Annotated in this window: 15 protein-coding genes and 1 pseudogene; 13 read left to right on the top strand and 3 right to left on the bottom strand. The window is 33.8% G+C overall.

The genetic code is table 11. The features are described 5' to 3' along the window. Positions 1-16 precede the first annotated feature (16 nt). The 3 genes from CWS01_RS12050 to CWS01_RS12040 all read left to right on the top strand — a co-directional run bounded on the left by CWS01_RS12050 (position 17) and on the right by CWS01_RS12040 (position 2361). Complete coding sequence (locus CWS01_RS12050; RefSeq protein ID WP_101177451.1) at positions 17-208, top strand: 2-hydroxymuconate tautomerase; 192 nt, start codon at positions 17-19, stop codon at positions 206-208. Between the two features lie 10 nt (positions 209-218). Then, positions 219-998 (top strand): 2-keto-4-pentenoate hydratase, encoded by a 780-nt coding sequence (locus tag CWS01_RS12045; protein WP_101177450.1) that lies wholly within the window; start codon positions 219-221, stop codon positions 996-998. Positions 999-1761: 763 nt separating this feature from the next. Further along, a complete protein-coding gene (locus CWS01_RS12040; protein ID WP_101177449.1) occupies positions 1762-2361 on the top strand; it encodes a cysteine hydrolase in 600 nt (199 codons plus the stop codon). 363 nt (positions 2362-2724) lie between these two features. Here the strand turns inward: CWS01_RS12040 and CWS01_RS12035 are convergent, their stop codons facing one another. Beyond that, complete coding sequence (locus CWS01_RS12035; protein WP_101177448.1) at positions 2725-4176, bottom strand: DHA2 family efflux MFS transporter permease subunit; 1452 nt, start codon at positions 4174-4176, stop codon at positions 2725-2727. A gap of 172 nt (positions 4177-4348) precedes the next feature. On the opposite strand from CWS01_RS12035, the gene CWS01_RS12030 reads away from it, so the two are divergent. Continuing rightward, positions 4349-4897 (top strand): TetR/AcrR family transcriptional regulator, encoded by a 549-nt coding sequence (locus CWS01_RS12030; RefSeq protein ID WP_101177447.1) that lies wholly within the window; start codon positions 4349-4351, stop codon positions 4895-4897. A 280-nt stretch (positions 4898-5177) separates the two neighbouring features. Here CWS01_RS12030 and CWS01_RS12025 read toward each other — a convergent pair whose 3' ends face one another. Next, on the bottom strand, positions 5178-5657 hold the full coding sequence (locus tag CWS01_RS12025) for a TetR/AcrR family transcriptional regulator (protein WP_235852040.1): 480 nt from the start codon (positions 5655-5657) through the stop codon (positions 5178-5180). Here CWS01_RS12025 and CWS01_RS12020 point away from each other — a divergent pair. The 4 genes from CWS01_RS12020 to CWS01_RS12005 all read left to right on the top strand — a co-directional run bounded on the left by CWS01_RS12020 (position 5656) and on the right by CWS01_RS12005 (position 9286). Next, on the top strand, positions 5656-6312 hold the full coding sequence (locus tag CWS01_RS12020) for an MFS transporter (protein ID WP_101177445.1): 657 nt from the start codon (positions 5656-5658) through the stop codon (positions 6310-6312). The two genes, CWS01_RS12025 and CWS01_RS12020, sit on opposite strands and share 2 nt — an antisense overlap. Before the next feature lie 493 nt (positions 6313-6805). Beyond that, positions 6806-7810, top strand: coding sequence for an aldo/keto reductase (locus CWS01_RS12015; protein ID WP_101177444.1), 1005 nt, complete (start codon positions 6806-6808; stop codon positions 7808-7810). Positions 7811-7895: 85 nt separating this feature from the next. Next, positions 7896-8459, top strand: coding sequence for a helix-turn-helix domain-containing protein (locus CWS01_RS12010; protein ID WP_101177443.1), 564 nt, complete (start codon positions 7896-7898; stop codon positions 8457-8459). Continuing rightward, positions 8360-9286, top strand: a complete 927-nt coding sequence (locus tag CWS01_RS12005) for an IS3 family transposase (protein WP_157827644.1) — start codon at positions 8360-8362, stop codon at positions 9284-9286. The genes CWS01_RS12010 and CWS01_RS12005 overlap by 100 nt, the downstream gene beginning before the upstream one ends. A 148-nt stretch (positions 9287-9434) precedes the next feature. On the opposite strand, the gene CWS01_RS12000 is transcribed toward CWS01_RS12005, so the two are convergent. Then, on the bottom strand, positions 9435-9980 hold the full coding sequence (locus CWS01_RS12000; RefSeq protein ID WP_101177441.1) for a TetR/AcrR family transcriptional regulator: 546 nt from the start codon (positions 9978-9980) through the stop codon (positions 9435-9437). A 214-nt stretch (positions 9981-10194) separates the two neighbouring features. Between CWS01_RS12000 and CWS01_RS11995 the strand changes: the two are divergent. From CWS01_RS11995 to CWS01_RS11975, 5 genes and pseudogenes are all read left to right on the top strand, one after another. Next, a pseudogene (locus CWS01_RS11995) lies at positions 10195-10899 on the top strand (NAD(P)-dependent alcohol dehydrogenase); the annotation flags it as partial. A 470-nt stretch (positions 10900-11369) separates the two neighbouring features. Further along, positions 11370-11783 (top strand): BlaI/MecI/CopY family transcriptional regulator, encoded by a 414-nt coding sequence (locus CWS01_RS11990; RefSeq protein ID WP_101177440.1) that lies wholly within the window; start codon positions 11370-11372, stop codon positions 11781-11783. A gap of 1 nt (position 11784) precedes the next feature. Continuing rightward, the gene (locus tag CWS01_RS11985) at positions 11785-12633 is read left to right on the top strand and encodes a M56 family metallopeptidase (protein ID WP_101177439.1); all 849 of its coding nucleotides are present in this window, start codon (positions 11785-11787) and stop codon (positions 12631-12633) included. A gap of 180 nt (positions 12634-12813) precedes the next feature. Beyond that, positions 12814-13218, top strand: a complete 405-nt coding sequence (locus CWS01_RS11980) for a DoxX family protein (RefSeq protein ID WP_101177438.1) — start codon at positions 12814-12816, stop codon at positions 13216-13218. Between the two features lie 1040 nt (positions 13219-14258). After that, positions 14259-14672: a GNAT family N-acetyltransferase gene (locus tag CWS01_RS11975; protein WP_101177437.1), complete on the top strand. Its 414-nt coding sequence runs from the start codon at positions 14259-14261 to the stop codon at positions 14670-14672. Positions 14673-14718 lie beyond the last annotated feature (46 nt).

Below are 14718 nucleotides of genomic sequence, written 5' to 3'. Positions count from 1 at the left end.
AGAGGGAGAAAAAAATATGCCAATTATTCAGATTACAATGCTTGAAGGAAGAAACCAAGACACGATTGAAAAGTGTATACGTAATGTTGCACATACTGTTCACGAGTCACTCGGGGCTCCTTTAACAAGTATTCGTGTTATTGTGAACGAGGTGCCCAAAAACCATTTTGCCGTGGGGGATACGCTAAAAAGTGAGATGCCGGAATAGGGGGGAATAAATGCTCGACTATAGAGGCCTTGCCGAATACTTAATTAAAGCTGAGAAACAGAAACAAGCTGTTTTTTGTATTTCTAAACAGCATGCAGATTTTACTCTATCAATGGGATACAAGGTACAAAAAGAGCTGGTAAAGTTAAAAATTGAGTCAGGCCACAAGGTGACTGCCTACAAGATGGGGATTACCAGTCAGGCAAAGATGAAGCAAATGAATATTAATGTGCCTATTTACGGGTATATTTTTGATTATATGAATGCCCAAGATAAGGATCAAATCGTAATGGAAGATTTCATTCATCCAAAAGTAGAGGCTGAGATTGCCTTTATCCTTGGAGAAGATATTGAAGGACCAGGTTTGACTGGTGAGCAAGTTTTAGAAAAAACACAATGGGTTCTTCCTGCACTTGAAATTATTGATAGCCGATATGAGAATTTTCGGTTTCAACTACCTGATGTGATTGCTGATAATACTTCTGCATCCAGGGTCATTTGGGGGAATCAGTTATTCCATCCTTATGATTTTGCATTCGATTTGATTGGGGTATCTATGACCATAAATGGGGAGTTAAGAGCGAGTGGGAAAAGTTCAGCTGTTCTAGGAAATCCGGCAAATTCGGTTGCGATGTTAGCCAACATGTTATATGAGGAAGAAAAAGGGAAGATTAAAAAGGGTTCTGTTATTTTGACAGGAGGAATAACGGAGGCTGTCTTGTTAAAAAAAGGAGATCATGTCATAACGGCATATGAGGGCATGGGAGATGTATCGTTTCATGTCCAATAAGTAAAGAAACGGGATTAAATACAGCAAAAATAAGAAGGAATGATATTGAATAGTATATAAAGCGAAGATAGAACACTAATCATTCAATACAAATTCTCCGCTAAATAACTCTTTTTGTTAGCGGGGAAGATTGCTCTGACTGTTTTATCAAAGATGAATCTCTTCTCTTCTAAATTTTCTCTAAAGAAACTGTCAGAATTTAATAATAGGCTGTTTTCGTACACTTTGTTGCTTTTAAAGGAGTAGGTGGATTTCCGTTTCAGGATGCTCGCTTTTCGTGGGGTGGGACAGGTGAGCCTCCTCGGCTTATCACCTATCCCGCTAATCCCATAGGAGTCTCGCACCTTTCACTCCAATCCACCTGTTTTAACCATGGAGTTGCTCATGGGAACTATCCGAAAAACAACAATCTTTTAGAAAACAGCCTAATAATAAGACAAGGCCCTCTTTGCTGTGTTGGGTTTGGTTGTTAGGGAACCATCTGCTTATATTTCCTTGTTTTTATTTACTTATTTAAATAATGCAAAGCTTCCTGCTTAATATGTATGATTTTCCTCATCTATTTTAAGTTCCATACTGTAATGTAATATCTATATTAGGGATTTTTATTTATAATTATCTATATTTGATATTAACTCTTTTTGATTCTATAACCAATATAGTTTTCAACTAAGCATATAAAATCAATAACAAAGGAAGATGCCATATTTTATAAATAATGAAATAGGTTTAAGAACACTGAACAAAAGGGGGAGATTAGAAAATGAAATTTGATACGAATAAAACAGCGTTATTAATTATTGATCTACAGAATGATAATTTGACAATAGGCGGCAAGTTTGAAAAATCAGGAGCTGTAGAGCATGCCAAAAAGCAAAATGTGGTTGAAAATATCAAAGCAATTTCAGAAAAGGCAAGAGGGGTAGGAATCCCTGTTTTCCATAATCATTTTGTTGTAGAAAAGGGAGCAAAGGGAATTGGTAATAGAGCTTCAATATTTAGAGCTATAGCTGAAACAGAAAGCATTGTTAAAGGAACTTGGGGAGCTGCACCAGTTGATGGAGTAGAGCCTAAGGAAGGGGATTTTGTAATTGAAAAATCTCGTATGAGTGCATTTAATGGTCCCCAATTAGATACATTATTAAGAGGATTAGGTATTGAAACTATTATAGTTACAGGTGTATGGACTAATATGGCAGTAGAGCATACTTGCAGAGATGGTGCAGATTATGGATATAATGTTGTAATTGCAACTGACGGAACTGCAACAATTAGTGAAGAGTGGCAAGAAGCAGCATTAAACTATGCTATGAATAACATAGCAACAAAAATGACTTCAGAAGAGATAGTTAGGAATATGTAATAACTGAATGGATAAAAGGAATTGTATCGTATCTGGGTCATTTCAAGAATTTGACCAAGAATACTTATTAAAGGCACTTAAATTCCCATTAGATTAAGAATGAAATATTAAAGTTTTTGAGTGTGTACGCTTAAACTACTATGAAAATAAACTTCTGTAATTTAGGAAAGAGGCAACACTTAAAAAGGCGCAGCTCATTCATGGGAGTGCGCCTGATTCATTGATCCATTGTAGAAGAGTGGATCAATGAATCAGGTTCTTGTAACATATAAACTTTCGAGTCTTCGGAGTAAATGTCGTACAATAGATTGCTGTCTCTATTTAGCGAAGTAGTCTTCCCCTTCGGCAATTTTGTTTTTTACATTACTGTTTTTTAATCACATTTTTTTGTATTGCTGTTTTTTTAGGCATAAAGCATGCAAAAATTAACGTAACAAAAGATAAGACTAACATTAATAGATAGGCATCACTTGAGCCAAAGATAGAAGCTAATTTCGCTAGTTGCATAGTTGGAATATTTTCATTTTCCATAGATAGCTCAGAGGCATGTGAAGTTGTTTGAACTGTATACAATGTAATGACAACTGCTGTTCCAATGGCACCTGCTAATTGGCGAATGGTATTATTTACTGCTGAACCATGTGAACCCAATTCTCTTGGTAAAGCATTCAACCCTGCTGTATTTAAAGGCATAGAAATAAAGCTTAATCCAATTCGTAAAATAACGGTGCGAATCATTAAATACAGATAGGTTGTGGATTCGGTTAAATCGATTACTCCCCACATGGAAATAATGATAAATAGTAAACCTGTAATAAAGAGTGGTTTAGCACCGTATTTATCATACATTCTACCTGTGACCGGTGATAAGAAGGCATTAATTACAGCCCCAGGCAATAAAAGTAAACCTGCTTCGAAAGCTGTAAAACCACGTCCATTTTGCAAGAAAATTGGTAAAAGGATTAAATCTGCATACATAATCATGGTAATTAGTATATTGATGAATGATGTAAGAGTGAAAATTTTATACTTAAATACAGATAAATTTAATAATGGGTCGTTAGATTTCATTTGCCGTAAACAGAATAGAGTCGTAACGATTATTCCGACAATAATGTTTGTAATGACAACGGGATTATCCCATCCTTTGCTTCCTGCCTTGCTAAATCCAAATAAAATACAACCAAAGCCAATCGTTGATAAAATAACACTTGCGATATCTAATCTCGTTTTTGTTGTTTCTGCAACATTCATTAGATATTTGAACGCAAGAACAATGACGATTAATAAAAATGGGACTAGCCCAATAAATAGCCATCTCCATGATACATATTCAATGATAAAACCAGATAATGTAGGAGCGATGGCTGGTGCAAAAATTATTGCAAATCCAATTTTCCCCATAACGCTTCCACGCTTTTCGCTAGGATATAAATATAAAATAACTGTCATCATTAGAGGTATAATAATTCCAGCGCCAATCGCTTGAATCATTCTTCCTGTTAACAGCATACCAAAATTCATTGCACACGCACAAAATACAGACCCAATGAACAAAAAGAACATCGAGCTAATAAATAGCTGCCTTGTTGTAAAACGTTTCATTAAAAACGCCGTAATCGGTACTAAAACACCGTTTACTAGCATAAAGCCTGTTGATAACCATTGAACAGTTGCTGCCGTTACATGAAATACGTCCATTAAATTACTCAATGCAACATTTAATAAAGTCTGATTTAATGTTGATAAAAAGCATCCAGCAATCAGTACAATTAATAAGATTTTTTTATTACTTTCTGTTATTTCCTTATTCATTCATTTACCCCTTTATTCTAGACTTGCATTATCAACATTGTGTCGATAAAATCTATAGTAACAAGAAAATAAGTTCCTGACCATGAACAGTTTTTTTCAAAATGTTCACTAATCGACAAAAAACATCTAAGATGTTGAGAAAGTCAAGGGAAAATCTATAAAGGAGTTTAAACTGTCTATGCCTAAAAAAGAAGATCCTCGTACAATTCGTTCAAGAGAAATGTTTAAACATGCTGTCTTTTCTCTCTTATGCGAGGACTCTGCTATTTCAAATTTAACAGTTCAGAAAGTCGCAGCCAAAGCAGGATTAAATCGGACCACATTTTACTTGCATTATCAGGATATTCAAGATTTACTAACGCAAATCACCAATGAAATTTTAAATGAGCTTTCTGATAAAATAGCTGCTTTAATACATGCAAAAGATTTATCAGAAAAACAACAGCTAACACAATTGCTTGATTATTTATATATCCATCGAAATTATTTACTTATTTTATTTACTATTAATCAGTTTGAGGAGCAATTGTTTTTATTATTAAAGCAATTAGTGGAAACAAGAAGAAAGAACACCAAGGAGAGTTTACCTGCTGATTATGTTACGATTGATATTAAAACAGCCTCGTTGGTAGGCATCATCATGTGGTGGATAAAGAAGGGGCTTCATTTTAGTTCAGATTATATTGCAAATCAAATTTATTTAATGTACAGAGTGCAATGATTCTGAAATCATTCATTAATAAAATAGAAGTAACTTTTATTAATAAGCAATGAAATTTTTGGTTATTGACTTGACTGTAAAGAAAACTTACTTTCTTTATTAAAATAATCGTTTGCTTTAACATAACAAGGAAATAAAATTAAAAAGCCTAAAATATCAAGTAATGCATAAAATCTTGTATATTGTGGCTTATTAATTATGATTATTTTTTTACTAAAGCATCCAGTTCGTTTAAGTATATTCCCACAATCTTCGTTGTATATGAATAATTATTTTCTAACTATAAATTCCTATCTAATAAAATTCTCACTTGTTCTGCCACTACTTGAGTTGGCTCTGATAATCCATTGGTGATCCATGCTTCTACTATCTCTACGATGGCAGCTCCAAAAAATTTAAGAATTAAATCTTTACTTAATCCTTGATTTTTTCCTTCGGTTACATCTACTTCACCCTCCAACTCCTCGATTACAAATTCTAGGAAATGATTCCGAAAAGCAGAGGCTCCTTTACTCGCTAGCATTGTTGAAAAGAATGAATAATTACGTTCAAAATATTCAAACCAAATTAGATTTCCCTCAACAAAACTTAATTCAGCTGCCGATTCACACAATTTCCTTAGTTCGTTAATATGTTCTTCAATGAGCCTATCCAGCAAATCAAATTTATCCATGTAATAATCATAAATGGTTCTTCGACCGATATTTGCCTGGTGGGAAATATCTTGTATCGTAATTTGATCAAAACTTTTTTCAGACATGCTTTCTTTTTCCATTTTAGTTGTTGGAAGTATTCTGACAGTATCACTTTCAGGTTTCTTCTTTTTAATAGTAGCTCGAATTGTACTTGCTATAGGAACAGGTGTGTTTGTAGTAACTGCTATGAGTGTCGCACCTAAACTCGCACAACCAGAACGTCAGGCCGGGGTAATTGCTACTGTTTTTGCAGGTTTTAGTCTAGCCCTTGTTATAGGTGTACCGATTGGCCGTGTTGTTGCGGAATCATATGACTGGAGAGTAATTTTCTGGGGAATTGGTCTATTATCATTACTCGCGATTTTTGCAGTTGCAAAGTCAATTCCAGCCACACAAGCGGAAGTGCCTGTACCACTTAGAGATCAGCTTGCGCTTTTAAAGAAACCTAACATTACTTTTGCGCTAGGCATCACGTTCTTTGTATTTATCAGCTATTCAATAGTTAATACCTTTATGTCTCCTTTCCTGTCTACCATAATGTCACTAAGCGATGGAGAAATTAGTGTAGTTTTCTTTGCATTAGGAATTGCAATAAGTAGTTTATCTATAATGGTAATCACTTGGGTTAGTGCAATTTCGGTAGTATGCGCTTCGGTTTTATTTATAAATGCCCGCTCATTTTCACGTTCTGGGAATGAAGAAATTAACAATCTATCATAAATTTGAACAGTACAATTTTATTGAATCCCAAGAAATTATGGTATCGTTATACGAGAAATCCGAATTGCCATCTTATATAGTAGCAATAGATGGGATGCTTATTCTACCTATATATATGCTTATTTAAGTATAAAAAATATTTCTAATGGAACTGTTGGCATTTGCAGTTCTTTTTTAGTTTGCAATTCCTTTCGGTTTAAACGAGGCAGTTAGTTTAAAAAATCCGTAGAAATCTGTTTTTTTATTGATAATAATTATTTATATAGGTATAGACTTCACTGTAGATGCCTCTTGTTTTCCATAATACAAATTTTATGGCATTTTATCACGATTAACATTCCAATATACAATGTCATTTTTAAAAATTAATGAACATTTTCGATTTTTTTGTTCATTGTTAAACAAATTCTTCTCATTTAACAATTGTAAGAATCATGTATATTTTTATAATGATAATGAAAGATTAAAATATTTCGAAAGTGAGGAATTACAAATGGAATATACCAAACTTGGTAACACAGGATTAGATGTATCTAGACTTTGCCTTGGGTGTATGGGTTTTGGAGTGAAGGAACGTTGGATGCATCCTTGGGTAATTGATGAAGAGAGCAGTCGTACAGTTATTAAAAAAGCTATTGAGTTAGGTATCAATTTTTTTGATACTGCCAACGTTTACTCAGATGGAACGAGTGAAGAATTTCTTGGACGTGCCCTTAAAGATTTTTCAAATCGAGATGAAATTGTCATTGCAACAAAGGTTTATTTCCCCTTGGGAAAAGATTTAAACAGCAAAGGTCCGAACAGCAAAGGATTATCCCGAAAACATATTATGAGCGAAATTGATAAGAGTCTTAAACGCCTTGGAACGGATTATGTGGATCTGTACCAAATTCATCGCTGGGATTACAACACACCAATTGAAGAAACGATGGAAGCACTCCATGATCTAGTGAAGTCTGGTAAGGTAAGATACATAGGTGCATCAGCCATGTACTCATGGCAGTTCTTAAAGGCGTTACATGTGGCTGAGAAAAATGGTTGGACCAGATTTGTATCGATGCAAAATCACCTCAACCTCATATACCGAGAAGAGGAACGGGAGATGTTACCGCTATGTAAGGAAGAAAAAATTGGAGTAATTCCATACAGTCCTCTTGCATCAGGTAGATTAACACGTGATTGGTCGGAAGACACTCTTCGTTCTGAAACAGATGGAACTCAAAAATCTAAATACGGTGCCACTGAAAATTACGACCATCTTGTTGTGGAGCGAGTTGCGGAACTTGCTAAAAAATATGGTGTGCCAAGATCTCAAATTGCACTTGCTTGGTTGCTGCAGAAAGAACCAGTCACAGCTCCAATTATTGGTGCAACGAAAGTTGCTCATCTTGAAGATTCGGTGGGTGCTCTATCGGTTAAGTTAACGGCTGAAGAAGTTGCATATTTGGAAGAGCCTTACGTTCCACATCCTGTAGTTGGTGCTTTGAGTTCTAAATAATAACTATTCTTAAACAACAAAACCTCTGGTTTGTGATGCACCCCAAAAGTTAGAGTTAAAGATCTAACTTTTGGGGTGTTTATTTATGGCTAAGTATAGTGATGAATTTAAGATTATGGTAGTTCAGGAATATCGAGAAGGAAAACTTGGATATAATCTTTTAGCTAAGAAACATGGTGTGAAGTCACATAAGCAGATTATTAACTGGGTGAAAAATTATGAGGAGTTCGGAACAGAAGGGATAATAAAGAAGAAACAGAAAAAAACTTATTCTGTTCAATTCAAGCTGGATGTATTAAGCTTTATGAAAAGAACAGGGTCTTCAGTAATAGAAACAGCCCTTCAATTTGGGCTAACGAACCCTCCTATGATAACGGCATGGAAGAAAACATTTTTAGATGGTGGTGCTGAAGCTCTGGATCGATCGAAAGGACGGCCACCTATGTCTGATGAAGCTAAGAACAGAAATAATAAATACTCAGGTGAAAAAGAACTGACGTATGAACAACAATTGGAAAGAGAAAATGAGCTTTTTCGTCTAGAAGTAGAATACTTAAAAAAGTTGCGAGCTTTTCAGATGGATCCGGACGGCTATCTCGAAAAGCACAAGCAACGTTATCATTCGAACTCAAAGAAACGTTCCGATTAAAGGATGTACTGCAGGTAGTGGGTATACCGGAATCCTCTTATCATTCTCATATAAAAATGATACAGAAGGAGAATCCCGATCAGGAACTAGAAGCATGTATTCTATCTATCTTTGAGGAGAACAACGGCAATTATGGCTATCGTCGTATCCACTTGGAATTGAGAAACCGAGGACATAAAGTCAATCATAAAAAGGTTCAACGTATCATGAAGAAACTAGGCCTCAAAGAGGATAAGTTCATAAGAAAATCACGTAAGTATAGTTCTTATAAAGGGACTGTGGGGACTATTGCAAAGAACCGTATTAATCGCCGTTTTTACACAAATGTATGCCATCAAAAGTTAACTACTGATATTACAGAATTCAAGTGTTTAGACGGTGTAAAACTATATATGAACCCAATCATGGATATGTTTAATGGCGAAATTCTTTCATATGGTATAAGTACACGCCCAACCCTAGAATTAGCTCTTAACCCACTCGGGGAAGTTCTTGAAATCGTAGAAGATTCTAAGTACAGAACAACGATTCATTCTGACCAAGGATGGCATTATCAACATAATAAATGGGTAAAAAAACTTAAGGAAAACAAGATATTCCAGAGTATGTCACGAAAAGGCAATTGTATAGATAATTCACCAATGGAGAACTTTTTCGGTTTATTAAAACAAGAAATGTATCACGGCGAAGAACTATGCTCGTTTGAAGATTTAAAGAAGAAGGTTGAAGCATACATAGCATATTATAATATCAAGCGTATAAAGCAAAAATTGACAGGCATGAGTCCCGTTCAATACCGGATTCATACCAGCCAATTAGCTGCTTAATATAAAACTCTAACTTTTAGGGGTCACCTCAGTTTCCTTATACGGAAAGTAGGGGTTTTTTAATGGTAAAAGATTTCTATCTTAAATTAATTTCAAGTGGGCGTACTTGTACATCACAAAGTGCATCTTTACTAAAGTTTACCACTTATTATAGATTCCTCTCTAACAAAATTCCAACTTGTTCCGCCATGATTTGAGGTGGATAAGGCATTCCATTCGTTATCCACCATTCCACAATGCCTACATATGAAGTAACAATAAATTGAAGAATAATATCTTTGTTTAATCCATTATTTTTTCCTTTGGTTATATCTATCTCATCCTTGAACTCGTCAACAAGAAATTCACGGAATTGACTCCGAAAAGATGGGGCCCCTTTACTAGCTAACATCGTAGAAAAAAATAAATGATTGCTTTCTAAATATTCAAACCAAGGTAGATTTGCATCTATAAACTCCAATTCAGATGTTGATTCGCATATTACTCTCATTTCGTTAATATGTTCTGCAATGAGTTTATCTAAAAGGTCATATTTATCTAAGTAATGAAGATAAATGGTTCCACGGCTGACATTTGCCCTATCAGAAATATCCTGTATGGTAATATCATCAAAATTCTTCTCCGACATTAGTTCAAGTACAGCCTTTTTGATGGCTTCTTGGCTTTTAGCTATTCTTCTATCTACTTTAGGCATTGTAAATTCACCTAACTTTCTTAAAGATACTTAACAATTTTTATGAATTTGTTCATTACTTAACAATATGTACTTAATTAACTATTGTAAGAAATCGGTATGAGAATATAATTATAAGCAGATGTTCATTAACATACCAATGTTTATTATTTTTTAAATATTGATATGTAGATAATTTAAAAAAACTTAATTTCCTGAAAGGATTGTGTCCAGTATGTGCAATAATCATAAAAACATTACAACCCGTGTACTAAGTGTTCCAAGTGCAAAAGCACCATTTGAACAAACAATAATGGAAAGGAGAGATTTACGACCAGATGATGTCTTAATTGATATTAAATATTGTGGTATTTGTCACTCTGATATTCACAACGCACACAATGATTTTGGTAGTGGTGTCTTCCCAATGGTTCCTGGTCATGAAATAGCTGGAATTGTAACTGCTATAGGATCAGAAGTAACAAAATTCGCTGTTGGTGATCGAGTAGGTGTGGGTTGCTTTGTTGACTCTTGTGGAGAGTGTGAATTCTGTCTTAGAGGTGAGGAGCAATTTTGTAAGAAAGGTGTTGTTGTAGTATTCAATTCAGTAGGCTACGACGGTAAATTAACTTACGGTGGTTATAGTCAAAAAATCGTTGTAAAAGATAAATTTGTTGTCCGTATACCGGATGGATTGGATTTAGCAGTGGCAAGCCCTCTATTGTGTGCGGGAATAACAACGTATTCTCCTATGAAACATTGGAATGTCGGTCCTGGTAAGAAAGTTGCGATAGTGGGAATGGGTGGTCTAGGTCACCTTGCGGTACAATTTGCCCATACAATGGGTGCAGAAGTTACTGTCCTAAGTCAGACAATGAATAAAAAAGAGGAAGTTTTTGGTTTTGGGGCAGATTATTATTATGCAACCAGTGATACTGCTTATGTTTATAACTTTAGACGTTCTGAAGAAATTCTAGGAGAATGCATTTCTACAAAAAACTTTGAAATTGCATAGACTTTAGTGGATGCTGATTTTTTTCATAATTAATTTACGAGTTAGAAAAAGGACTATGCGGCTTTACATCTTTTTCAGATTAGGAGAAAAGGATATTCAGTTAAGGGCTGTGATGTATCAGTTGCTGATTGTATAGGTAGCTTTTTTCCTTAACAGGAAGAAGAATTTTTAAAAAAAGGTTTATTTTTACAATTGGTTTTTTATCAGTTATACTTAAATTACTTGTTCAGTAGCATAGTACTTTGCATAAACTGATGAGAAAAAAAGAAAAAGTGGGATAAATATAAAAATAGTAAATCCAGAATTAAAGTATAATTTCTATTGGTAGATAAATGTTCATTTCTTGACTTATCATAAATCTATACACTACAATATGTAGTGCGAGGTGTTTCTACTTGAAAATTAATCAGTTTAAGTTTAATGAAAAAGGTCTAAATCGTTTTTTTGGACCATTGGAGTCAAAAATTATGTCCATTTTATGGGAAGGGGAAGAAATGACCATTAAAAATGTACAGCAAGTTTTAGAAAAAGATAGAGTGGTAAGTTTTAATACGGTAATGACCGTAATGAACCGATTAGTAGAAAAAGATATATTACAAAAACGTATTGAGGGAAGATCAGCTCTCTACAAACCAGTTCTTTCTAAAGATGTTTTTTTAGAAAAACAGTCAAAAGATCTTTCTCATGAATTAATGGATGAATTTGGTCCTCTCTTTGTTAATCATATGTTGGATGCGTTAGAAGACGTCGATCAAGGTTTAGTAGAAAAATTAGAACAGAAATTAAAAGATTGGAAAAAGGAAAAATAGTATGACAAAAAATTATGCTAATGCTCTTTTTATGACAAGTACTACCATTTCCCTCATTTTACTTATTCAAATGGTTTGTTACCTTTTTTCTCTTAGTTACGGTTCTGCTTTAAATTTTAATCTTTTTCAAGCATGCGAAAAACTCTTTCAAGTTGTCGGTATCCCTTTTATAGAATATATGCTTCTAGGATTAGTTTGCTATACCATTTTACATGCTTGCTTGCTAATTGCTAAACAAGCTATCCAAATAAGGAAAATGAATAAAAAGCTATTGCGTTTTGTGAATGAAGAATACAGTTTAGAACTAAAAAAAATGTTGGAGAGTGGCCAAAAACATATATTAGTTATTGAACATGATGAGCCAATTGCTATCACCATGGGATTTTTCCAACCGAAAATTATTCTTTCCACCGGATTATGGAAGCTTCTATCAAAAGAGGAGATCCAAGCAGTATTGTTTCATGAAGCTTATCATCAAAAAAAACTTGATCCATTAAAATGTTTTCTTACACACTTATTTTCATCCATCATTTGGTATATCCCTTTATTAAAGTGGATTTCCCAACAATATATTATTATTCAAGAAGTGTTGGCTGATGACTATGCCATGAGCAAGAGCGGCAATCCGATAGATATTAGTAACGCTTTAATTAAAATGATAAAAAATCAGCAACAAAAAAAACAATCATTGACTTATGTTTCTTTTGCAGAAACCTCTGTTAATTATCGGATCAAATATATCCTAGATCCTGAAAATATTTATTCTGTTAAATTGCCGTTTTTATCTACTGTAGTTTCTCTGAATATATTTTTGATTGTTTCGATATTATTTATGATTACCTTAATTTAATTTTTTTTTGCAATATAACACTACGATACGTAGTGTAAGCTGCTGATTAATTTGTTTCGTTGATCTCCTCAACAATCAACTTTTCGATTAGTTTAAAAATAGCTAATAGAAATGTTATTTTAAAAAATAACTACAACATGTAGTTTTTATATAAAAAATCATTATAACAGGAGGAATAATATGTTTACATTACAACCGATTGGAACCCTATTTATTCGTTTCGTTCTAGGGATTATTTTCTTTATGCATGGTTTAACAAAGATGCAAAATGGGATAGAAAATACAGCAGGATTCTTCACAAGTTTAGGTTTACCTGGTTTTTCCGCTTATCTAGTAGCTGGTATAGAACTTATCGGAGGTTTGCTTATTATTATTGGACTAGGAACACGAATCATTGCCGTATTATTTGCAGCAATTATGTTAGGTGCTATTTTGATGGTGAATGGAAGTAATGGCTTTGTTGGCGGCTATGAATTTGAATTATCGCTGCTTGCCATGTCTTTATTCCTAGTATTTAACCAAGCGCAAGTATTTGCATTAGATAATATCCTCCCGTTTTATAAAAGCAAACAACAAAGTGCCTAACTAATTATGATGGGGTATAGGGTAAGAAAAGTTTAATTACTATAAATGGGATAGCGTCAGGAAAATGCAGATTTACAATGTTAAGGAAATTACGATATTAAAAAGAGGCTGGGACATAAGTATTCCAGTTGAAGAAAAACACGAATTATTATACGCTAATTACGTATAATAATTCGTGTTTTTAAATTTTTTAAAGGGCGATTTCAGTGAATTTTGTTGTTATTACCCGCAGCCTGAATACACTTCGCTTTCCGTGGGGCTCGCGCTGAGCCCACAGGAGTCTACGTGTATTCAGGCTGCTCAGTTTTTCCAAATAATTAATTTTTTCTATTTTTTAAAATTTTTTCAGATAACAACCTTTAAAAACGAAGTGGAATGGAGTGTCTGTAGCGCAATGGAACAAATTAGTTTTTACACTTGACTATATTTAAAACCACAAGTAACCAAGATTGCGAAACCAGCCTTTATTTTAAAGCTAAATTAGAGATTATTCGTCTTTACAGATTATCTAATTAGTTGTGTCCCAACCTCTTTTTTCGTTACTGCAGAAAAGCGTCCGATTGTTGAAAATCTTAATATTTAATAATTGTTCAAATTCTTTCTCCTTTTATTTCTAAATATCTACATACTGAAAGGAACTCCTATTTATAGAGTTTCTTTTTTTATTGTTAAAATCAACAATATGATTTAACATAGCTGAGTTATTACTTTTATTCTGCATAGCTTATATGTGAATATAATTAGATGTTTATTTAAACCGGTAATATGGAAATAAACATAATCTTAATTTGTTTCTAGCAATTAATCTATGTATGTTTATAAACTATTTATAAATTAGTAAACTAAAAATAGTTTATAAATACTAATCTTTATCGGGCATTAACGGGCAGTAAAACCCCCACTGATTGAAGTTTCACTTTATGCATGCTTGACATATATTGCTTATTATATCCATGGGGAAGGATGATTGAAGAAGGAGCAGGACTTTATCATATAGAATTAGTATAGAATTCTATTAGGTCAGTAAGGAGGAGAATACAATAAACTATCAAGCTATTATTAACATTCCGATATTTAATAACGAAGTTCCAGAATTAAGAGAACTTATTGGCTGGGGTAGACGAGATAAAGATTACCCGGCATTATTTGAGCGTTGTAACTTCTGGGCTGGGGTTCGAAATGAAAATAATAAACTGATTGCCTTTGGTTATGTTTGTGGAATGGGCTTAGAACATGGATATATGGAAGATATAATGGTTCATCCTGAATATCAAGGACAGGGAATTGGAGTTAGATTAGTTAAAGAATTATTGCGAGAGTCTAAACGTTTTGGTTTGGGGATTGTAACAGTAACATACGCAAAAAATAATACAAACTTTTATAAAACTTGTGGCTTTACACATGGGGCAGGAGGAGTATGGCAATCAGATAAGAAGAAAATTTTATTCAGTTAAGGGGGGCAATACATCAGTTACTTCTATATGCATTGGATTTGAGTCA

The sequence above is a fragment of the Niallia nealsonii genome, from assembly GCF_002835805.1.
Taxonomy (GTDB): Bacteria; Bacillota; Bacilli; order Bacillales; family Cytobacillaceae; genus Niallia; species Niallia nealsonii.
Note: the sequence above shows the minus strand (reverse complement) of the source record. Positions and strands in the feature narration are given on the sequence as shown.